We start from the raw sequence: 20,044 nt of genomic DNA, 5'->3' as shown, positions 1-20,044 counted from the left end.
GAGCGACCGGCGTGGACGAGACGGGGGCGGCCCCGCAGAAGGGCACGGTGACGCAGCGCGCCATCGAGCGGATCAAGGCGATGATCGCCGACGGGACGCTGGAGCCGGGGCAGCGCCTGCCGGCCGAACGCGATCTCGCGGCCGGACTCGGCATCTCCCGCAGCTCGGTACGCGAGGCGATCCGCGCGCTGACGGTGCTCGGGGTGCTGGAGGCCCGGCACGGGTCCGGGGTCTACGTCACCCGGCTCGAGGCCGGCGACCTGCTGGAGACGTTCGGGGTGGTGGCCGACCTGTCCCGGGGCGAGCGGCTGGTCGAACTCCTGGAGGTGCGCAGGGTTCTGGAGTCGACGGCGACGGCGCTGGCCGCCGCGCGCATCACCCCGGACCGGCTGGCGGAGGTCGAGGAGCATCTGACCGCGATGAACGCCACCGACGACCCGGACCGGATCCTCGCCCACGACCTGGCCTTCCACCGCGCGATCGCCGAGGCCGCCGGCAACGAGACCATGGCCGCCATCCTGGAGGGCCTGTCCTCCCGCACCTTCCGCGCCCGAATCTGGCGCGGCTACCAGGAGGAGGGCGCGATCGCCCGCACCCGCCGCGAACACGCCGCCATCCACCGCGCCCTGACCGCCCGCGACCCGGAAGCGGCCCGCACGGCGGCGGCCGCACACGTGGGCGAGGTGGAGGAGTGGCTGCGGGGGCGGTTGGGGCAGTGAGTTGAGGGCACTTCGACGGGCGTGACGTTTTGGGGCACGTCAGCCGTCACCGCCTGGGGGCGCTTCGGCAGGCGCCTCCGCGGGGCGCCCCAGCAGTCGGGCCCCGCATCACTCCCGCGTCCCGACGTCACCTCACCAACCGCGCCCAAACCAGATCCCACGCCTCCTCCCGCTCTCGCCCGGGGTGTTCCGCGGCGATGAGGTGGCTGCCGAGCCAGGCCGAGAAGGCGATCATGGCTCGGGCCGCGGCCTCCTCCTCGTCGGGGCAGAACGCGGTGAACAGCGAGCGCAGGTAGTCCATGCGCCGGGTGTCCACCCGCCGCAGCCGCTCGGCGACCTGCTCGTCGCGTCGCGCCCAGTCGCGGACGGCGAGGTCGGTCCTGACGTCCGTCGACGCCTGCGGGACGGCGACGTCGGTCAGGCGGCGCAGCTTGTCGCGGGCGTCACCGCCCTCGCTCTCGACCCGCTCGATCACCTGCTCGGTGACATCGCGCTCCCAGGTGTCGAGCAACTCGCCGAGCAGGGTCTCCCGGTCGCCGAAGTACCAGTAGAACCCGCCTTTGCTGACGCCGAGCGACTGCGCCAGCGCCTCCACCCGGACGGCGTCCGGCCCACCGGCGGCGAGCGCGCGCAGCCCTTCCTCGATCCACTTGCCGCGCGGGGTGCGAGCCTCGGCCACGGTCGGTCTCCTTACCTCTGTCCGAAAGTTCTATACGCAGCCGTATGGACCGGGCTACGCTGTATCCATACACCAGCGTATGGAAGCGAGGTCGTCACCATGAAGCTGCCCAGCGGCGCGCACACCTCCCACGACTGGCTCATCCACCGCGTCACCCACGACTTCCACCTGGAGGACGTGTGGGCCCTGCCGACCCCGGGCGGCCCGGACGACTTCCCGCAACTGCTGGAGACGTTCTTCCAGGCCGACTTCGTGGGCCAGTCCTCGCTGCCCACGCGGGTGCTCTGGGCGGCCCGGTGGAAGCTGGGCGCGCTCTTCGGCTGGGACGAGAAGAAGGCCGGCCTGGGGAAGCGGGTGCCGACCCTGCGCGACCGGCTGCCCGCCGACGTGCGCGAGCGTCCCACCGGGCCGGGGATCGGCAAGCCGTTCTCGATGCTGTACCGGCTGGAGGACGAGTGGGCGGCCGAGATGGCCAACCGGACCGTGCACGCGGTGCTGCACCTCGCCTGGGTGCCGGACGGCCACGGCGGGCACCGCGGCCAGATGGCGGTCCTGGTCAGGCCGAACGGCCTCTTCGGCACTGCCTACATGGCCGCGATCAAGCCGTTCCGTTACCTCGTCGTGTACCCGCAGATGATGCGCTGGTGGGCGCGCAACTGGGAGAGGCGCGCCCCCAGCCCCGCGTGACCACCCCTCCCCGCCGCGGCGGTCCCGCCGTCAGTGCCGCCGCAGCCGTAGCGTCATCAGCTCGAACGGCCGCAGCCGTACGGCGATCCGCTCGCCCTCGGCCGTCGGCGCAGGCGTGTCCGGCAGCGGGCGTTCCAGCAGGTCGGTGACCGTGACCTCGGTGAACGGGAAGCCGGCGGTGAGGGTGGCGCGGGCCCGGCCGCCGTGGGCCTCGTGGCAGCGGACGATCACGTCACCGCTGCCGTCGTCGGCCAGTTTGACCGCCGTGACGACGACCGCGTCCTGGTCGACGGAGATCAGCGGGGCGACCTCGCGGGCACCGCCGAGCACGCGCTCCGGGAGGTTCAGCCACCAGCCCTGTCGTACCGCGTCGCCGATGTCCGCGCCCGGCACCAGCGCGTGCCGGAACCGGTGCACGCCCTGGTCGGTCTCGGGGTCGGGGAAGCGCGGGGCACGCAGCAGGGAGGCGCGGACCGTGGTCGTCGTACCGGCGTCGGGGCCGGTGCGGACCGTTCGGGTCACGTCGTGGCCGTACGTCGAGTCGTTGACGAGGGCGACGCCCCAGCCGGGCTCCGCCAGGTGGACGAAGCGGTGGTTGCAGGCCTCGAACCTGGCCGCGTCCCAGGACGTGTTGCCGTGCGTGGGGCGGAAGAAGTGTCCGAACTGGGTCTCGGAGGCGTACCGCTCGGCGTGGACGTCCAGCGGGAACGCCAGCTTCAGGAACTTCTCCGTCTCGTGCCAGTCCACCTCCGTGTCCAGCACCAGCCGCCGCTCCCCCGGTGCGAGCGACAGGACCTGGGTGACCCGTGAGGCGCCGAAGGAGCGCACCACGCGCACCGAGACGCCGTCCTCGGCGACGGCGACCTCGTCGGCGCCGGTCTGGTCGGTGACCGTGTTGCGGTAGAACTCGTCGACGTCCCAGGCGTCCCACATGTTCGGGAAGTCGGGGTGTAGTTGGAGGAGGTTCGCGGCCCGTCCCGGTGCGACGGTCTCGCGGTCGGCCTCGATGTCGTAGGCGGAGACGACGAGGCCCCGGGCGTCGATGCCGACCCGGAGCAGGTCGTTCTCCAGGACGTATCCGCCGCCGGCGCGGGGGGACAGCCGGGTCGGCCGCGGACGGCGGGGGGTGCCCGCGCCGCCCGCGGGGACCCCGTTCCGGGTGTGCGGCGCGGAGTTGAACACCAGCTCCCGCTCGCCCTCCCCCGCCAGCGCCCGCTGAGCCGCCCCGATGAGGTCCTCCAGTTCGCGCGCCACCCGCGCGTACGTCTGCCGTGCCTCGCGGTGCACCCAGGCGATGGAGGAGCCCGGCAGGATGTCGTGGAACTGGTGCAGCAGCACCGTCTTCCAGAGCCGGTCCAACTCCTCGTACGGGTAGGGGAATCCGGTGCGTACGGCCGCGGTCGCCGCCCACAGCTCGGCCTCGCGCAGCAGGTGTTCGCTGCGCCGGTTGCCCTGTTTGGTGCCGGCCTGGCTGGTGAGGGTGGCGCGGTGCAGTTCGAGGTACAGCTCGCCGACCCAGACGGGCGGGTCCGGGTACTCCGCCTCGGCGCGGACGAAGAACGCGGCGGGCGTCTCCCAGGTGACGGCCGGGGAGCCTTCGAGGTCGCGCAGCCGGGCGGCGCGGGCGACCATGTCGCGGGTCGTGCCGCCGCCCCCGTCACCCCAGCCGGTGGGCGCGAGGGAGTGCCGGGCGCGGCCCTTCTCGCGGAAGTTCCGCGCGGCGTGGGCGAGTTCGCCGCCGCGCATGGAGCAGTTGTAGGTGTCGACGGGCGGGAAGTGGGTGAAGATCCGGGTGCCGTCGATGCCCTCCCAGTGGAAGGTGTGGTGCGGGAAGGTGTTCGTGCGGGACCACGAGATCTTCTGCGTCAGCAGGTACCGGGAGCCCGCCGCCTTGATGATCTGCGGGAGCCCGGCGGCGAAGCCGAAGGTGTCGGGCAGCCAGGCCTCGTCGTTCTCGATGCCGAACTCGTCGAGGAAGAAACGCTTGCCGTGCACGAACTGCCGGGCCATCGCCTCCGAGCCCGGCATGTTGGTGTCCGACTCCACCCACATCCCGCCGGCCGGCACGAACCGCCCCTCGGCGACGGCCTTCTTCACGCGGGCCCACACCTCGGGCCGGTGCTCCTTCACCCAGGCCCACTGCTGGGCCTGCGACATGGCGAAGACGAACTCCGGCTCGTCGTCGATCAGCGCCGTCATGTTGGCGGCCGTACGGGCCACCTTGCGGACCGTCTCCCGCAGCGGCCACAGCCACGCCGAGTCGATGTGGGCGTGCCCGACGGCGCTGATCCGGTGCGCGGAGGGGGCGGCGGGCACGGCGAGGACGTCGGTGAGGCAGGCCCGCGCCCGCTCCGCCGTACCGCCGACGTCCTGCAGGTCGACCGCGTCGAGGGCCCGTTCCACGGCTCGCAGGACGTCCCAGCGGCGCGCCGACTCCACCGGCAGTTCGGCCATCAGCTCGCCCAGCACCTCCAGGTCGAGCACCAGCCGCCACACCGTCTCGTCGAAGACGGCCAGCTCCATCGGCCCGAGGGTGTACTGCGGCTCGCTGCCCGCGGTCCCCTTGTCGCCGAGCGGCGTCGGCAGGAAGGGGTGGAAGTCGAGGACGACCGGGTTGGAGGCGGCCTCGATGTGCAGCCGCACCTCCTCCCCGCCCGCCACGGGCGCCCCGATCCGCACCCACTGGTTCTGCGGGTGCAGCCCTTTCACGGGAGTGCCGTCGGGGCGGTAGACCAGCCCCTCGCACTGGAAGCCGGGCATGTGCGGGTCGAAGCCGAGGTCGAGCAGCGCCTCCACGGTCCGCCCGGCCCACCGCTGCGGCACGGTGCCGGTGACCCGGAACCAGCTGGTGCCCCAGGGCGCGCCCCACCGCTCCCCCGCCGCGACCGGCCGGACCTCGGCGGCCAGCCCCTCGGCGACCGGTACGGGTTCGCCGGGGGCGTGCCACACCGCGACCTCCAGCGGCACCCGCTCGGGGTGGACGGCGGGCCGGATGCGTTCGTCGAGGACACGCCTCAGACGCCCTTCGACGAGGCTGCGGTCGTCATGCATGGGGGCTCCCTGCGCTCACGGGTCCGACGAGGTCTACAGCTCCCCTGCCATGGCCGGTTCGAACCGTGCCTCTCGACGCGGCACCGCCCCGTTGGGCAGAGTGCTCCCTACGTACTCGCCAGTAGCCCCATTGACCGCCGAGGAGAGCGCCCGTGACCAACTGGGCCGGACGGACCGCCGTCGAGATCGCCGCCGCCGTGCGGGAGAAGCAGGTCACCCCACGGGAGGTGGTGGCGGAGCACCTGGCGCGGATCGAGCGGCTGGACGGGCGGATCGGCGCCTTCCGGACGGTGCGGGCCCAAGCGGCGCTGCGGGAGGCCGACGAGGTGGCGGACCGCGGCGATCTCGCGGAACTCCCGCTGGCCGGGGTGCCGGTGGCCGTCAAGGACAATCTCGCGGTGCGCGGCGAGTCCAGCCGGGTCGGCTCGGCGGCGACCCCGGACGCGCCGGCCGAGCGGGACCATGTCACCGTGGCCCGGCTGCGGGCGGCGGGCGCGGTGGTCGTGGGGCTGACGAACGTGCCCGAGCTGTGCGTCTTCGGTACGACGGAGGGCGTGCACGGCACCTCCCGCAACCCCTGGGACACCTCCCGCACGGCGGGCGGCTCGTCCGGCGGCAGCGCGGCCGCCGTCGCCGCCGGGATGGTGCCGATCGCCCTCGGCAACGACGGCATGGGCTCGCTGCGCATACCGGCGGCCAACTGCGGCCTGGTCACCATCAAGCCGGGCCACGGGGTGGTCCCGGCCGGGATCAGTGACGGCGACTGGTTCGGCATGTCGGAGAACGGGCCGCTCGCCACGACCGTGGCGGACGCGCGCCTGATGCTGTCCGTCCTCGCGGACGGCGACCCCGGCACCGTACGAGGGGACGCGCCCGGCACCCGCCGGATCGCCCTCTCGCTGCGCAGCCCGCTCGCCGGGGTGGCGCTGAGCAAGCCGTACACGTCCGCCGCGCGGGAGGCGGCCGAGGTGCTGATGAAGGCGGGTCACGTGGTGCGGCGCGCCGACCCGCCGTACCCGCTGTCGCTGAGCCTGACCTCGCTGGCGCACTGGACGGCGGGTACGTCGGTCGACGCGCAGGGGCTCGACCCGCGGCTGCTGACCCGGCGCACCCGCGTCCACGCGGCCGTCGGGCGGCGTTTCGTGGGGCGGGTGCGCGCCGGGGCGGGCCGGGAGGAGCTGCGCCGTCGGCTGGAGCCGTTCTTCGCCGAGTACGACGTGCTGCTGACACCGGCGCTGGCCCGCCGCTCGCCCCGGTCGGTGCCGTGGCACGAGCGGGGCTGGCTGCGCAACGTCGTCGCCAACTCGGCGTACTCGCCGATGACTCCGCCGTGGAACCTCACCGGCTGGCCGGCGATGGCCGTTCCGCTCGGCAAGCTGCCCTCGGGCGCCCCCAGTGCCGTACAGCTGGTGGGGCGGCCCGGGTCGGAGGCGGAACTGCTGGAGCTGGCGGGGCAGTTGGAGCGGCTGCGGCCGTGGGAGCGGACGGCGCCCCTCGGCTAGGGGGTGTCTTGCCGATCAGGCCGGATCAGGGAGCGGCGTCTGGTGCCGTGCATCGCAAGGCGGAGGAGGGAGCCGATGCGGCGCGTCGGGGACCGACGACAACGCGGCGAGGCGCGGTGCCAGACGCCGCGAGCCCGGCCTGATCGGCGAGACACCCTAGGCCGTGTCTAGAGGGCCTTGTACATGATGTGCAGCCCGACGAGGCCGTGCCGGGGGTGGTCGAACGCCTCCGGCACCGTGGCGAGGATCGTGAAGCCGAGCGAGGTCCACAGCTCGACGGCCGGGTTGGTCTCGACGACCGCGTTGAACACCATCCCCCGGTAGCCGTGCGCCTCGGCCTCGCGCAGGATGTGCTCGGCGAGTGCGCGCCCGGCGCCCCGGCCGCCGTGGTCGGGGTCGACCATGAAGCCCGCGTTGGCGATGCGGGCGGCGGGTCCCCCGTAGTTGGGGGTGAGGTACGCGGAGCCGACGACCGCGCCGGTCTCGTCCTCGGCGACGTAGACCCGTTTCGCGGGGCCCATCCAGAGCGCGCGGGCGTCTTCCTCGCCGGTCTCGGGGTCCCAGCTGTAGGTCTCGGCGGCGGCGACGATGCGATGCCAGAACGGCCAGATGCGCGGCCAGTCGTCGGCGGTGGCTTCTCTGATCAGCATGGGCGTGAGTGTCGCACGCCCAGCTGACCGGCGATCGCGGGTGGCGCCTGGCTTCAGTCCACGCTGGGCAGGATGTGGGGCTCGGCGAGGTCTTCCTCGTAGCCCGCCAGCCGGATCGGGGCCGAACGGGCCCAGACGTCGAGGCTGCCGATCTCGTCGGGGCGTCGGCCCGCGCGCTCCGAGCGTTCCTTGGGGCCCTGTTCTCGCTTCGTCTTCTCCGGTGTCACCGCGCACTCCTTATGTGTCGGGTCACCCTCGGGTCGGCCGGCCAGGCTGCGTTCCGCGGCACGACGCCCACTCGGGTCTGGGTCGAATCCGTCCGGACGCGGTGGCGTGGACAACGCGGGGAAAGCAGGCCGTTGTGCACCGGCTGGTCCCGGGACGGACGGTGGGTGGTGGTAGGGACCCGTTCTGCTTGTCCGTCCGGAACAGATTAACCAAATGAGCGGGCGTCCGCTCGATGGGGCTCAAAACTAGGGGGAGATCAGGGGTGACTGTCCCAAGTCGCCCTGCATGCCCGCCGCAAGGCCTTGCCCGCTTTTGCCACATGATGCCCCGTTCGCAAATCACCCGCTCGGCCTATTGGGCTGAACGGATGTACGGCCGGTCGTGGGGTAGCGGGCGCGTAGTTCAGGTCCCGTTGGCCGATTCGCAAGCCGTCCATGGTGTGCTGGCGGACGGCGTGCCAGGCCCGCGACGCCGACATGAACCGAGAGACAGGCCCGAGTCCGGCGGGAGGACCGACGCATGGAGCTGCGCAGTGTCGAAGAGCTGATGGATCTGCTGAACGCCTGCCGGGGCGCATGGCCCGAGCCGGGCCTGCGCCGCACCCGGGTCGATCTGCACGACCACGCGCTCCAGACGGCGGCGCTGCTGCGCCGCGCCCGGCCCGCCGACAAGGAGCTCCAGGTGGCGGGCCTGGTCCATCCCGTCGGGCATGTGCTGCCGCCCGGCGCCCCGGGCGGGCCCGCCGACCGGGCCGCCGCGGCGGTGCGGCCGCTGCTGGGCGACCGCGTCTCCCGGCTGGTACGACGGCTGCCGCGGCCCGGCGCCGACTCCGACGACGACCTGCTGCGGCTGCGGCAGGCCGACGAGGAGGGCCGGGCGCCCGGGTTCGACGCCGGGGTCCTGGAGGACTGGCGGACCGTGCTGGAACTGGTGGCCGCGCGCCACACGCGGCTGCGCGCGGTGGACTGACGGGGCGTCACCGGGCTCACCGGGTGCGCCGGTGGCCACACCGGGCTCACCGGCCTCACCGGCCGAAGGCACGCCCCGGCGCGGCTACCACTTGCCCGGCGCGTAGTCCTTCAGGAAGACGCCGTACAGGTCCTCGCCCGCCTCGCCGCGCACGATCGGGTCGTAAACGCGGGCCGCGCCGTCGACCAGGTCGAGCGGGGCGTGGAAGCCCTCCTCGGCGAGGCGCAGCTTGTCGAAGTGCGGCCGCTCGTCGGTGATCCAGCCGGTGTCGACCGAGGTCATCAGGATGCGGTCGGTGTCGAACATCTCCTGGGCGCTGGTCCGCGTGACCATGTTCATCGCGGCCTTCGCGGCGTTGGTGTTCGGGTGCCCCGCGCCCTTGTAGCCGCGGCCGAAGACCCCCTCCATCGCCGAGACGTTGACGACGTAGGAGCGCCCGCTGGACGCCTTGCGGGCGGCCTCGGCCATCGCCGTCCGCAGCTTGCTGATCAGGATGAACGGGGCGGTGTAGTTGCACAGCTGGGTCTCGAGCAGCTCCACCGGGGAGATCTGCTCGATGGTCTGCACCCAGGTGTTGGTGTCGACGACGTCCGGCACCAGGCCGCCGGCGTCGATGGCGGTGCCGTCGAGGTGGCGGGCGACGCTGGCGTTGCCCGCGACCAGGGCGAGGTCGGCGACCTTCTGCGCGTCCAGCCCGTTGGTGCCGACGGGCAGCGCGGCGAGGCCGTCGACCGCGCCGGAGTTGAAGGCGCCGATGACGTGGTGGGCGGGCAGCTCGCCGGCGGGCAGCGGGGCGCTCTCGCCCTCGACCAGGGCGGCGTAGGCGGAGGGGAGGCGGCGCACGGTCTGCGTCGCGTTGTTGATCAGGATGTCGAGGGGGCCGGCCTCGGCGACCTGGTCGGCGAGGGCCACGGCCTGGGCCGGGTCGCGCAGGTCGATGCCGACGACCTCCAGGCGGTGGATCCAGTCCGCCGAGTCGTCCATCGCCTTGAAGCGGCGGATGGCGTCCTTGGGGAAGCGCGTGGTGATCGTGGTGTGGGCGCCGTCGCGCAGCAGCCGCAGCGCGATGTACATGCCGATCTTGGCGCGGCCGCCGGTGAGCAGCGCGCGCTTGCCGGTGAGGTCGGCGCCGGCGTCGCGCTTGGCCCGGTTCAGGGCGGCGCAGTCCTGGCAGAGCTGGTGGTAGAAGTAGTCGACCTCGACGTACCGCGTCTTGCAGACGTAGCAGGAACGCGGGCGCTGGAGTATCCCGGCGATCCGGCCCGCCTCGATCTTCGAGGAGGGCAGGATGCCCTCGGTCTCGTCGTCGATGCGCTCGGCGGAGCCGGTCGCGGTGGCCTCGGTGACCGCCCGGTCGTGGGCGGTCTTGGCGGCCCGGCGCTCCTGGCGGCGGCGCTGCTTGACCGTGCGGTAGATCTGCGAGGTGGCCCTGCGCACCTTGATCGCGTCGGGGTGGTCGATCTCCAGCTGGTCGAGCTCCTCGAGCACGCTCAGGCAGATCGCCAGACGCTCGGGGTCGATGCCGGGCCCGTAGACCACCTCGTCCGTGGTCCGGGTGCCTTCCTCTGTCACCGTCATCGCCGCTGCGTTCCCTGTTTCTGCCCTGGCGGCGCTCCGACTCGCGCCCGCATTCGAACGTCGGATTTTACGGAGCGCCGGGCCGGACCGCCAAACCCGTCTCGATCAGGGCGTACAGGCAGTGATCAGCGTCTCGACCTCGGTGGCGAGCGCCCGGGCGAGCCGGTCGAGGTCGGGGACGGCCTCGGCGTCGGCGACGAGGCCGTAGTGGACGGCGCCGCGGTAGGTGGAGACGGCGACCGCGAGGGAGTGTCCGTGGGCGAGCGGGGCGTAGGGGTAGACCTCGGCGAGCGGGGCGCCGCCCAGCTTCAGGCCGAGGGAGGGCAGCGGGACGCTGGTGACCAGGATGTCGAACCAGAGCCGCGCCGCCTGGGCGGCGAGCGGGCCGCCGAGCCGGTGGCCGAGGGCGGGCACATGGTCGGCGAGCAGGGCGACGGCGCCCGCGCCGCGGTGCGGGCCGGCGTCCTTGTTGCGGTCCATGGCGGTGCGGACCGCGCCGAGGCGGCGCAGCGGGTCGGGGTCGCCGACGGGAAGCCGTATCAAGTAGCCGGAGAGCCGGTTGCCCTGTGGGTGGGCGGTGCGCGGGCGGCGGGTGGAGACGGGGATCAGGGCGCGCGGGGCGACGCCGTCGCTGCCGTCGCCGCGTTCGTCGAGCCAGCGGCGCAGGCCGCCGGCGACGACGGCGATGAGTACGTCGTTGACGGTGCCGCCGACGGCCTTGCGGACGCGGTGGACGTCGTCGAGGTCGACGGCGAGGCCTGCGGTGCGGCGGGTGCCGGAGGGGTCGGAGGTCAGGGCCGGGCAGGGGCGGGCGCTCAGCGTGGAGCGGGCGACGCTGGCGCCGATGCCGAGGGCGCGGCTCGCGTCGGACACGGCGCCGCGCAGCAGGGCGGGCAGGCGGCGGACGTCGGGCAGCGGGCCGCGGGCGGGCTCGGCGCGGCGGGGGCGGGGGCGGGGCGGCGGCATGTCCATCGGGTCGAGGATCGCCGCGGCGAGGGTGAGGGCGCGCAGCCCGTCGGCGAGGGCGTGGTGGAACTTGAACAGCACGGCGAAGGAGGCGCCGTCCTCGCCGGGCAGCACATGCGCCTCCCACGGCGGCCGGCCGCGCTCCAGGGGCCGCTCCAGGAGCCGGCCCGCGGTGGCCTGGAAGTCGGCGGTGGGGGCGTGCAGCCGCACGTGGTGCTGGGGGTCGAAGCCGGGGTCGGGCTCCCGGGCCGCGCCGCCGAAGGCCAGCGACCCCCGCAGGTCGAACGGGAACGCGCGCGGGTCCGGGTCGAGCGGCCGCCACACGTCCCGGATCCGCATCCTGAGGCCGGGGACGCCGGCGGCCCGCGCGGCGAGCAGGTCGGCGGCGTGCGCGCCCGCGGTGGGCGAGTTCGCGGTGAAGACGCCGAGGGCGCCCAGGTGCATGGGGTGCCGCTCGGAGTCGATGTTCCAGAACGCCAGGTCGAGGGGTGCGAGCAGATCGTCGGAAGTCAGATCGTCAGAAGTCAATGGCTTGCCTCGCGTCGGCGGGGTGGGGCTGCAGTCAATCGCCCGTGGACGATTACGGTCAAGGATTGTCGGGCTACGCTCAGTTAACAGCGTATTAAGACCCGGTCTCTTCACCTGTGCCGCCCCGCCCGTCACACGAGTGGCGGCTGCTACGGCACTCGCTGCCCCTTCCCCAGCGCGATCACCCCGCCCTTGGAGACCGTGTACAGCTCACCGTCCCGCTCCGGGTTGACGCCGATGGTCGCGCCCGGCGGCACCTCCACGTTCTTGTCGAGGACGGCGCCGCGCACCACCGCGCCCCGGCCGATGTGCACGTTGTCGTGGAGCACCGACCCCTGCACCACCGCCCCGGGGTCGACCACCACGCCCGGCGAGAGCACGGACCGTGTCACCTGCCCCCGGATCAGGCATCCCGCACTGATGATCGACTCACTGGCGATGCCGCCCGCGTTGAAGCGGGCCGGGGACAGCTGGCCCGAGTGGGTGTAGATCGGCCAGCTGCGGTTGTACAGGTTGAACGCGGGGCGCTCGGCGATCAGGTCCATATGGGCGTCGTAGTACGCGTCGAGGGTGCCGACGTCACGCCAGTACCCCTGGTCGCGGCTGGTCTCGCCGGGCACGTGGTTCTCGCCGAAGTCGTACAGCCCGGCCTCGCCGCGCTCGGTGAGCTGGGGCAGGATCGAACCGCCCATGTCGTGCACCGACCGCTCGTCCTCCGCGTCGCGGTGCAGCGCCTCGACGAGCGCCTTGGTGGTGAAGACGTAGTTGCCCATCGAGGCGAAGACGCAGTCGGGGTCCCCCGGCAGTCCTGGGGGTACCGCCCGCGCTTTCGGCAGCGGGGGAGGGTCGGCGGGCTTCTCCAGGAACCGCTTCACCGTCTGCCCGTCCGGCCCGGGGGTGATCACTCCGAACCCCGAGGACTCGGCGCGCGGCACCCGGATGCCGGCGACGGTCACCCCGGCGCCGGACTCGATGTGCTGGGCGAGCATCTGCCGCGGGTCCATGCGGTACACGTGGTCGGCGCCGAACACGGCGACGTACTCGGGCTGCTCGTCGTACACCAGGTTCAGGGACTGCAGGATGGCGTCCGCGCTGCCCAGGTACCAGCGCGGGCCGAGGCGCTGCTGGGCGGGGACGGGCGTGACGTAGTTGCCGAGCAGGCTGGACATCCGCCAGGTGGTGGTGATGTGCCGGTCCAGGGAGTGCGACTTGTACTGCGTGAGCACGCAGATGCGCAGGATGTCGGCGTTGACGAGGTTGGACAGGACGAAGTCGACGAGGCGGTAGGTGCCGCCGAAGGTGACCGCGGGTTTCGCGCGGTCCGCGGTCAGGGGCATCAGACGCTTGCCCTCACCGCCTGCCAGGACGATGCCGAGAACCGAAGGACCCCCACGCCGCATGGCCGCTCCCCTCACGCTGGTTCCGCATGCCCGCCCGAAGGCAGGCGGACCGATCCCTCTGGTGGATGCCTTGCTATGCCCCGGCCGCGATCCGCTCGTACAGCCGGACCGTGCGCCGGGCGACCGTGTCCCAGCCGAACTCGCCGACGGCCCGCTCCCGCCCTGCCTCGCCCATCCGGCGGGCGCCGTCCCGGTCGCCGAGCACCGCGTCCAGGGCCTGCGCGAGGCCGTCCTCGAAGGCGTCGTCCACGGGTACCAGGAGCCCGGTCTTGCCGTCCGCGACGACCTCCGGGATGCCGCCGACCCGGGAGGCCACGACGGGCGTGCCGCACGCCATCGCCTCCAGGTTGACGATGCCGAGCGGTTCGTACACCGAGGGGCAGACGAACACGGCGGCGTGGGTGAGGAGTTGGACGACCTCCGGGCGCGGCAGCATCCGCGGGATCCAGTGCACGCCGTCCCGCACCCGGCTCAGCTCCTCGTGCAGCTCACGGAACTCCCGCTCGATCTCCGGCGTGTCGGGCGCGCCCGCGCACAGCACCACCTGGGCGGCCGGGTCGATGCCGCGGACCGCGCGCAGCAGGTGGGGCACGCCCTTCTGACGGGTGATGCGGCCGACGAAGAGGACGTAGGGGCGGTCCGGGTCCACGCCGAGGCGGCGCAGCACGTCGGTGCCGGGGTCGGGCCGGTACAGCTCCGTGTCGATGCCGTTGTGCACGACGTGCACCCGGGCCGGGTCGAGCGCGGGGTAGCAGGCGAGGATGTCCTCGCGCATCGCGCCGGACACGGCGATCACCGCGTCGGCGGCCTCGAACGCGGTGCGCTCGGCCCAGCCCGACAGGGCGTATCCGCCGCCCAGTTGCTCGGCCTTCCAGGGCCGCAGGGGTTCGAGCGAGTGCGCGGTCAGTACGTGCGGGATCCCGTACTGGAGCTTGGCGAGGTGACCGGCCAGGTTGGCGTACCAGGTGTGGGAGTGGACGAGTTCGCGGCCTTCGAGGGCGGCGGCCATGGCGAGGTCCACGGAGAAGGTGCGCAGCGCGTCGTTGGCGCCGTCGAGGGCGGACCAGGGGCGGTGGCGTACGACGCCCGCCGCTCGCTCCGCCGAGGAGGCCTCGCCCCAGCAGTGCACCTCCAGGTCGACCAGGGACCGCAACTCCTGCGCCAGGAACTCCACATGGACGCCCGCGCCGCCGTACACGTCCGGCGGGTACTCCCGGGTCAGCAGTCCCACTCGCACCCGGAACCCCCTGTCTCAGCGGCTGGTTCCCTCATGGTCACCCAGATGCCGCGCGCGGGGAAGACCGCGGGGGCCGGGTGAAGCAGCAGTCGCCGCACACGCCCGCGCCGGGCAGCCGGTAGTAGAGGCAGCAGCTGCGGCGCCGGAAGGCGGTGCCGGAGAGGGTTCCGGTGCCGGCGAGGAGCGGGTGGGTGAACAGGTCGGCGGTCAGGGCGCGGGCCCGGTCGGCGACGTCCGTACGGCCGTGCCCCCGCGCCCACCCGTCCAGGGTGCGGGCGGCGCCGGCCAGCGCGGAGGCGGCGTTGCCGCGCAGCAGACCGGGGGCGAGCCGGTACCGGGCGCGCAGGGCGGCGGCGAGCGGTTCCAGATGGGCGCTCTGTACGGCGTCGGCGAGCGCGTCGGCGACGGTGTCCGCGTCGGCGGGACCCGGGCGCCGCGGGCGCACGTCCGTCAGCCTCAAGTCGTACGGGGTGACGGCGTCGGGGTCCCAGCGCAGCAGCCGGGGGTCGAGGTCGGGGACGCGGCCGTACAGCGCGGCGCAGCCCAGGGCGACCGACCAGAGGCGGGCCGCCAGTCCGAGGTGGGCGACGGAGGCGGCGACCCGCGCCTCGCGGGCACCGAGCGCTTCGGCGACCTTGCGGACGCGGAAGCCCAGCGGGTCCGGGTGAACCTGCGAGGCCCGGCCTGCGTATACCTGGGCGAGGGTGGGGAGGGCGTCGGGGTCGGCTCCGGTGGTGTGCGAGGTCGTGTGCGACGTGGTGTGCAGGAGGAAGAAGCCGCCGAGCGGGCGGAGCGCGGCGAGATCGGGGTCGAGGTCCACGAAGAGCAGTAGTACCAAGTCCTGCAGGGCGGGAGTACCCGGCCCCCTAGGGGTCGGCGCACGGGGCCCGTGCCGTCGGCGCACGCCTCAGGGATGACTGCGGCCCCGCCGTACTCCATCGGTAGTAGGAGCCATTGCGTGCTCAGGGACGACGACGGGGAACAGGTCGGCGGGGCATCGTGTTGGCATGGATGCCGACCGCTCACCACGCCGGGCCCCGCGCCCCCGCCTCACGCAGAGGAGCAGCTCATGAGCGCCCTCGCGTTGTCCGTGCTGCTGTCGATCGTGTCCGCCGTGGCCTACGCGGGCGGGGCGATCGTGCAGGAGCACGTCGCGGCGTCGTCGCCGGGCGAGCAGTACGCCCCGCTGCGCCGCGCCGGCTGGTGGGCCGCGGTCGCGCTCAACGGCCTGGGCGGACTGCTGCACGTGGTCGCGCTGGCGTACGGACCGCTGAGCGTGGTGCAGCCCCTCGGCGCGCTCACCATCGTCTTCGCGCTGCCCATGGCGGCGCTGTTCGTGGGCCGCAGGGCCGGGGCGACCGCCTGGCGGGGCGCCATCATGGCGACCGTGGGTCTCGCCGGACTGCTGTCCCTGGTCGGCACGTCGGACGCGCAGTCGCTGGGCGGGCCGCAGCAGGTGGCCGTCTTCACGGCCACCGCCGTCGCGGTGACGGCGCTGATGATCGCGGGCCGTGCCGCGCACCGGCATCCGGCGGTGCGGGCCATGCTGCTCGCGACCGCGTCCGGCATCGCCTTCGGCATGTCCTCGGTCTTCACCAAGACGGTCGCCGTCGACTGGACCGGCGGGGTGTCGGCGGGCGACCTGCCGCCCCTGACGGCGATCGGCGTGCTCGCGACGGCCGGCCTGCTGCTGTCGCAGGCCTCCTACCGGGGTGCCGGGCTCGCCGCTCCGCTGGCCACGCTGACGGTGGTCAACCCGGTGGTGGCGGCCGCGGTGGGCATCACGATGTTCGGCGAGACCTTCCGTTACGGCACCACGGGCACCGTCCTGGCCCTGGGCTGCGGCGTGGTCGCGGCGGGCGGCCTGATACTGCTGACCACCGAGCGCATCGCCCGGTCGCAGGACGAGGCCGGGGACCAGGAGTCGGTTCAGGACCGGGTCCGGGTCAAGGACGAGGGCCGGGACCAGGGCCAGGAGCGTGCCGACGCGCCGCTGACCGCGGTCATCGTGCCGGCGGGGGTGACCGAGACCTCCGTGGCGGTGGCCGCGGCGGTGACCGAGACCACCGTTGCGGTGACAGCGACGGCGGTCGCCGCGGCGGATGTGCCCGCGCCCGTGGCTCGGGCGGTCGTGACCGCCGATGCCGCGCCGGTGGCGTTGGCCGAGCCGGTCCCCGCCATCCGCTCCACCCCCGCCGCTCCCGCCGCCCCCGTCACGGCTGCCGCGTCCGCGTTCGCGCCGAAGCCGCCCGCTGGCCTCGGCGACGAGCCTGCCGCGCGGGCGGAGGAGCCGGTCTTCCTGCCGAGCCCCGTGGCGGAGGGCGTGTACGAGAACAGGGCGCCCGTCGGCCCGGCGCCCGGCTACGCCGCGCTGTACGGCGGTGTGTTCCTCCCGCCGCCGGCCCTCGACCGGCGGCGCCGCATACGCGTCAGATCCTGACGCCACCGGCCCGGAGATATGCCACCGGGTCGATGTCGGTGCCGAACCCCGGCCCGGTCCGCACCTCGAAGTGGAGGTGCGGGCCCGAGCTGTTCCCGGTGGAGCCCGCGCGGCCGATGCGCTGGCCGCCGCCGACCGTCTGCCCGGCCTTCACGGAGATCGCCGACAGGTGCGCGTACTGGGTGTACCGGCCGTCGCTGTGCCGGATGACCACCTCGTAGCCGAACGAGCCGCCCCAGCCCGCGCTCACCACCCGGCCCGGCCCGACGGCCTTCACCGAGGTGCCGGTGGTCACGGGGAAGTCGACGCCGGTGTGATAGCCCTTCGACCAGCTGGACCCGGACGCCCGGTACGGGGTGCCCAGCGAGGCGCTGACGGGTGCGACGAGCGTGTCGGTGTCCCGGTCGCCGGAGCTTGAACTTGAGCTGGACCCGGAGCTGCCGGAGCCGGAGGACGTCGTGGTCGAGGGCGTGGCCCGCGGCTCCTCCTTCGGCTCGGTCTTCGGCGCGGAGCCCGCCGTCGTCGCCGTGTCCGGGGCCTTGCCGGCCAGGCTCAGCCGCTGGCCGGGCAGGATCAGGTCGGGGTCGGTCCCTATGGTGGTGCGGTTGGCCGCGAACAGGCCTTGCCAGCCGCCCTTGACGCGCTGCTCCTCGGCGATCGCGGAGAGCGTGTCGCCGCGCACCACGGTGTACATCTCGGCCTTGCCCGCCCGGGACTGGGGCGTGGTCTGCGGCTGGACGTCGGCGACCGAGGTCCGGGACGCGCGGGTCGAGGCGCCGCCGTCGGGCCGGGTGCCGCTCGTGCCGCCGTCGGACCGGTTCGCGGACGTGCCGCCGTCGGACGGGTTCGCGGACGTGCCGCCGTCGCGGGTGAGCCCGGCCTCCTGTGAGCAGACCGGCCAGGCGCCGGGACCCTGCCCGTCGAGCACCTTCTCGGCGACGGCGATCTGCTGTTCCTTGGTGGCCAGATCCGCGCGCGGCGCGTACGCCGTACCGCCGAAGGCCTCCCAGGTGGACTGGCTGAACTGCAGTCCCCCGTAGTAGCCGTTGCCGGTGTTGATGTTCCAGTCGTTGCTCGACTCGCACGCGGCGACCTTGTCCCAGGTGCCCGCGTCGGCCGCCTGTGCGGCACCGGTACCGACGAACGGAAGGGCGATCCCGGCCCCGCCCGCCGTGACGGTGAGTGAGGCGCGGTTGATCCTGTTCGGCTGATACCGGCGGTGCCGGCCGCGTACGGCCATGAAGTGCCCCCTCGACAAGCGTCAGGAGGGCCAAAACTATGCGGGCGGAACAGGCCATGACAAGACAGCAATCAGCCGCCTCACGGAGGCTCGAAAGCACACGGCACACCGGGAGTTGACCGACCGTCAGACGTCCCGCACGGCGCACGGGCGCCCCGCGCGAACCGGGCACTGAGCAGCCCGGCGCCCCCGTCCGTATCTGCGGACACCCCCCTGCCCGGGGAGCCCGCGTGTGCGGCCGGAGCGGGGGCACGTAAGGATGGCCGAAGACAATACGAAGGCAGTACACCGAGCACGACCGGTACCACCCGATGTCCGGACAGCTAGGAGTCCTACGATATGAGCACGTCAGCCCAGATCGGTGTCACAGGTCTCGCGGTCATGGGCCGCAACCTCGCCCGCAACTTCGCACGCAACGGATACACGGTCGCGGTCCACAACCGGACGGCGGCACGCACCCATGCGCTGGTGGAGGAGTTCGGCGACGAGGGCGAGTTCATCGCGGCCGAGACCGCCAAGGAGTTCGTCGCGGCGCTGGAGCGGCCCCGCCGGCTGGTCATCATGGTGAAGGCCGGGGAGCCCACCGACGCCGTGATCCAGGAGTTCGCCCCGCTGCTCGAACCCGGCGACATGATCATCGACGGCGGCAACGCGCACTTCGCCGACACCCGGCGCCGGGAGCGCGAACTGCGCGAGCAGGGCATCCACTTCGTCGGCACCGGCATCTCCGGCGGCGAGGAGGGCGCCCTCCACGGGCCGAGCATCATGCCGGGCGGCTCGCCGGAGTCGTACGACTCCTTGGGCCCGATGCTGGAGAAGATCTCCGCGAAGGCGGCGGACGGGGCGCCGTGCGTGACGCACGTCGGTCCGGACGGCGCCGGGCATTTCGTGAAGATGGTGCACAACGGCATCGAGTACGCCGACATGCAGCTGATCGGCGAGGCGTACCAGCTGCTGCGGGACGTCGCCGGGTACCAGCCCGCGCAGATCGCGGAGATCTTCCGGACGTGGAACACCGGCCGGCTGGACTCGTACCTGATCGAGATCACCGCCGAGGTGCTGTCGCACGTGGACGCCGCGACGGGCAAGCCGTTCGTGGACGTGGTGGTGGACCAGGCGGAGCAGAAGGGAACCGGCCGCTGGACCGTCCAGATCGCCCTCGACCTCGGCGTTCCGGTGTCCGGCATCGCGGAGGCCGTCTTCGCGCGGTCCCTGTCCGGGCATGTGGCGCTGCGCGAGGCCTCGCGCGGACTGGCGGGCCCCAAGGCGTCGCCGCTCGGCGAGTCGGAGGCGGCCGCCTTCGCGGACCAGGTGGAGCAGGCGCTGTACGCCTCGAAGATCGTGTCGTACACCCAGGGCTTCCACGAGATCACCGCGGGCAGCGAGGAGTACGGCTGGGACATCGACCTCGGCCAGGTCGCCGCCATCTGGCGCGGCGGCTGCATCATCCGCGCCGCGTTCCTGGACCGGATCCGCTCCGCGTACGACGCCCGGCCCGATCTGCCGAGCCTGCTGTCCGACGAGACGTTCGCCCAGGAGATCGCGGCCGCGCAGGACGACTGGCGGGACGTCCTGGTCGCCGCCACCCGGCAGGGCGTGCCGACGCCGGGCTTCGCGGCGGCGCTGGCGTACTACGACGCGCTGCGCGCCGAGCGGCTGCCGGCCGCGCTGACGCAGGGGCAGCGGGACTTCTTCGGGGCGCACACCTACCGGCGGACCGACCAGGAGGGGTCGTTCCACACGCTGTGGGGCGGGGACCGGTCGGAGGTGTCCGCGTAGCGCCTCGCGGCGTTTCGGGGGTTCGGCGGCATCGTTCGGCGGCGTTCGGTCGTCGGGCGGGTGCGGGTGCGTGGGGGCTGCTCGCGCAGTTCCCCGCGCCCCTGACGGCGTTTGGGGTGGGCGGGGATTCGACCTCGCCCACCGCTGTTCTACTGTTCCGCCGTTCTGCTGTTCGACGGCGCTGTTCGCTCAGCTCAGGGGCGGGCCGGGCTCTGGGTTCGGGACCGGTTCAGGCCCTGGAGGGATCGGCGACGGACCCGGCTCGGGCACAGGACCCGGGGGCGGTCCGGGGGCCGGGGGCGGCGGGGTCGGCTCCGGGCCGGGCGGCGGCTCGGGCGGCGGCACGGGACCCGGCGGCGGCTCCGGATGCACGGGGTCCGGGCCGGGTGTC

Annotated in this window: 16 protein-coding genes; 6 read left to right on the top strand and 10 right to left on the bottom strand. The window is 73.5% G+C overall.

What is annotated here, in order from left to right; translation table 11 throughout:
• Window positions 1-11: 11 nt before the first annotated feature.
• Window positions 12-719: a FadR/GntR family transcriptional regulator gene (locus AMK31_RS33530; RefSeq protein ID WP_073944478.1), complete on the top strand. Its 708-nt coding sequence runs from the start codon at window positions 12-14 to the stop codon at window positions 717-719.
• 127 nt (window positions 720-846) lie between these two features.
• Here AMK31_RS33530 and AMK31_RS33525 read toward each other — a convergent pair whose 3' ends face one another.
• Window positions 847-1,398, bottom strand: a complete 552-nt coding sequence (locus tag AMK31_RS33525; protein ID WP_073944477.1) for a TetR/AcrR family transcriptional regulator — start codon at window positions 1,396-1,398, stop codon at window positions 847-849.
• 99 nt (window positions 1,399-1,497) lie between these two features.
• On the opposite strand from AMK31_RS33525, the gene AMK31_RS33520 reads away from it, so the two are divergent.
• A complete protein-coding gene (locus AMK31_RS33520; RefSeq protein WP_073944476.1) occupies window positions 1,498-2,085 on the top strand; it encodes a DUF2867 domain-containing protein in 588 nt (195 codons plus the stop codon).
• Window positions 2,086-2,115: 30 nt separating this feature from the next.
• Here AMK31_RS33520 and AMK31_RS33515 read toward each other — a convergent pair whose 3' ends face one another.
• Window positions 2,116-5,136, bottom strand: a complete 3,021-nt coding sequence (locus AMK31_RS33515) for an alpha-mannosidase (RefSeq protein WP_073944475.1) — start codon at window positions 5,134-5,136, stop codon at window positions 2,116-2,118.
• Between the two features lie 152 nt (window positions 5,137-5,288).
• Between AMK31_RS33515 and AMK31_RS33510 the strand changes: the two genes are divergently transcribed.
• Complete coding sequence (locus AMK31_RS33510; protein WP_073944474.1) at window positions 5,289-6,638, top strand: amidase; 1,350 nt, start codon at window positions 5,289-5,291, stop codon at window positions 6,636-6,638.
• Between the two features lie 167 nt (window positions 6,639-6,805).
• Here AMK31_RS33510 and AMK31_RS33505 read toward each other — a convergent pair whose 3' ends face one another.
• Both AMK31_RS33505 and AMK31_RS40175 read right to left on the bottom strand, forming a co-directional pair.
• Window positions 6,806-7,288, bottom strand: a complete 483-nt coding sequence (locus tag AMK31_RS33505; RefSeq protein WP_073944473.1) for a GNAT family N-acetyltransferase — start codon at window positions 7,286-7,288, stop codon at window positions 6,806-6,808.
• A 53-nt stretch (window positions 7,289-7,341) separates the two neighbouring features.
• Window positions 7,342-7,515: a hypothetical protein gene (locus tag AMK31_RS40175; RefSeq protein WP_107468792.1), complete on the bottom strand. Its 174-nt coding sequence runs from the start codon at window positions 7,513-7,515 to the stop codon at window positions 7,342-7,344.
• Window positions 7,516-8,035: 520 nt separating this feature from the next.
• Between AMK31_RS40175 and AMK31_RS33500 the strand changes: the two genes are divergently transcribed.
• A complete protein-coding gene (locus AMK31_RS33500) occupies window positions 8,036-8,485 on the top strand; it encodes a hypothetical protein (protein WP_073944472.1) in 450 nt (149 codons plus the stop codon).
• An 84-nt stretch (window positions 8,486-8,569) separates the two neighbouring features.
• On the opposite strand, the gene AMK31_RS33495 is transcribed toward AMK31_RS33500, so the two are convergent.
• The 5 genes from AMK31_RS33495 to AMK31_RS33475 form a co-directional block, all read right to left on the bottom strand.
• Entirely contained in the window at window positions 8,570-10,063 is a 1,494-nt protein-coding gene (locus tag AMK31_RS33495; RefSeq protein ID WP_073944471.1) for an SDR family NAD(P)-dependent oxidoreductase, read from the bottom strand.
• 105 nt (window positions 10,064-10,168) lie between these two features.
• Window positions 10,169-11,557, bottom strand: coding sequence for a wax ester/triacylglycerol synthase family O-acyltransferase (locus AMK31_RS33490; RefSeq protein WP_385311346.1), 1,389 nt, complete (start codon window positions 11,555-11,557; stop codon window positions 10,169-10,171).
• A 149-nt stretch (window positions 11,558-11,706) separates the two neighbouring features.
• On the bottom strand, window positions 11,707-12,957 hold the full coding sequence (glgC, locus tag AMK31_RS33485) for a glucose-1-phosphate adenylyltransferase (protein ID WP_073944470.1): 1,251 nt from the start codon (window positions 12,955-12,957) through the stop codon (window positions 11,707-11,709).
• Window positions 12,958-13,030: 73 nt separating this feature from the next.
• The gene (glgA, locus tag AMK31_RS33480; protein WP_073944469.1) at window positions 13,031-14,194 is read right to left on the bottom strand and encodes a glycogen synthase; all 1,164 of its coding nucleotides are present in this window, start codon (window positions 14,192-14,194) and stop codon (window positions 13,031-13,033) included.
• A 37-nt stretch (window positions 14,195-14,231) separates the two neighbouring features.
• Window positions 14,232-15,032: a (2Fe-2S)-binding protein gene (locus AMK31_RS33475; protein WP_198948620.1), complete on the bottom strand. Its 801-nt coding sequence runs from the start codon at window positions 15,030-15,032 to the stop codon at window positions 14,232-14,234.
• Window positions 15,033-15,263: 231 nt separating this feature from the next.
• Here AMK31_RS33475 and AMK31_RS33470 point away from each other — a divergent pair, with 231 nt between their 5' ends.
• Window positions 15,264-16,634: a DMT family transporter gene (locus AMK31_RS33470; RefSeq protein ID WP_073944468.1), complete on the top strand. Its 1,371-nt coding sequence runs from the start codon at window positions 15,264-15,266 to the stop codon at window positions 16,632-16,634.
• On the opposite strand, the gene AMK31_RS33465 is transcribed toward AMK31_RS33470, so the two are convergent.
• Entirely contained in the window at window positions 16,624-17,874 is a 1,251-nt protein-coding gene (locus AMK31_RS33465; RefSeq protein ID WP_073944467.1) for a transglycosylase family protein, read from the bottom strand. The genes AMK31_RS33470 and AMK31_RS33465 overlap by 11 nt on opposite strands.
• A gap of 339 nt (window positions 17,875-18,213) precedes the next feature.
• On the opposite strand from AMK31_RS33465, the gene gndA reads away from it, so the two are divergent.
• Window positions 18,214-19,653, top strand: a complete 1,440-nt coding sequence (gene gndA, locus AMK31_RS33460) for an NADP-dependent phosphogluconate dehydrogenase (protein ID WP_073944466.1) — start codon at window positions 18,214-18,216, stop codon at window positions 19,651-19,653.
• The last annotated feature ends 391 nt before the right edge of the window (window positions 19,654-20,044 follow it).

Source organism: Streptomyces sp. TSRI0107 (genome assembly GCF_001905845.1).
In the GTDB taxonomy this organism is placed as follows: Bacteria; Actinomycetota; Actinomycetes; order Streptomycetales; family Streptomycetaceae; genus Streptomyces.
Note: the sequence above shows the minus strand (reverse complement) of the source record. Positions and strands in the feature narration are given on the sequence as shown.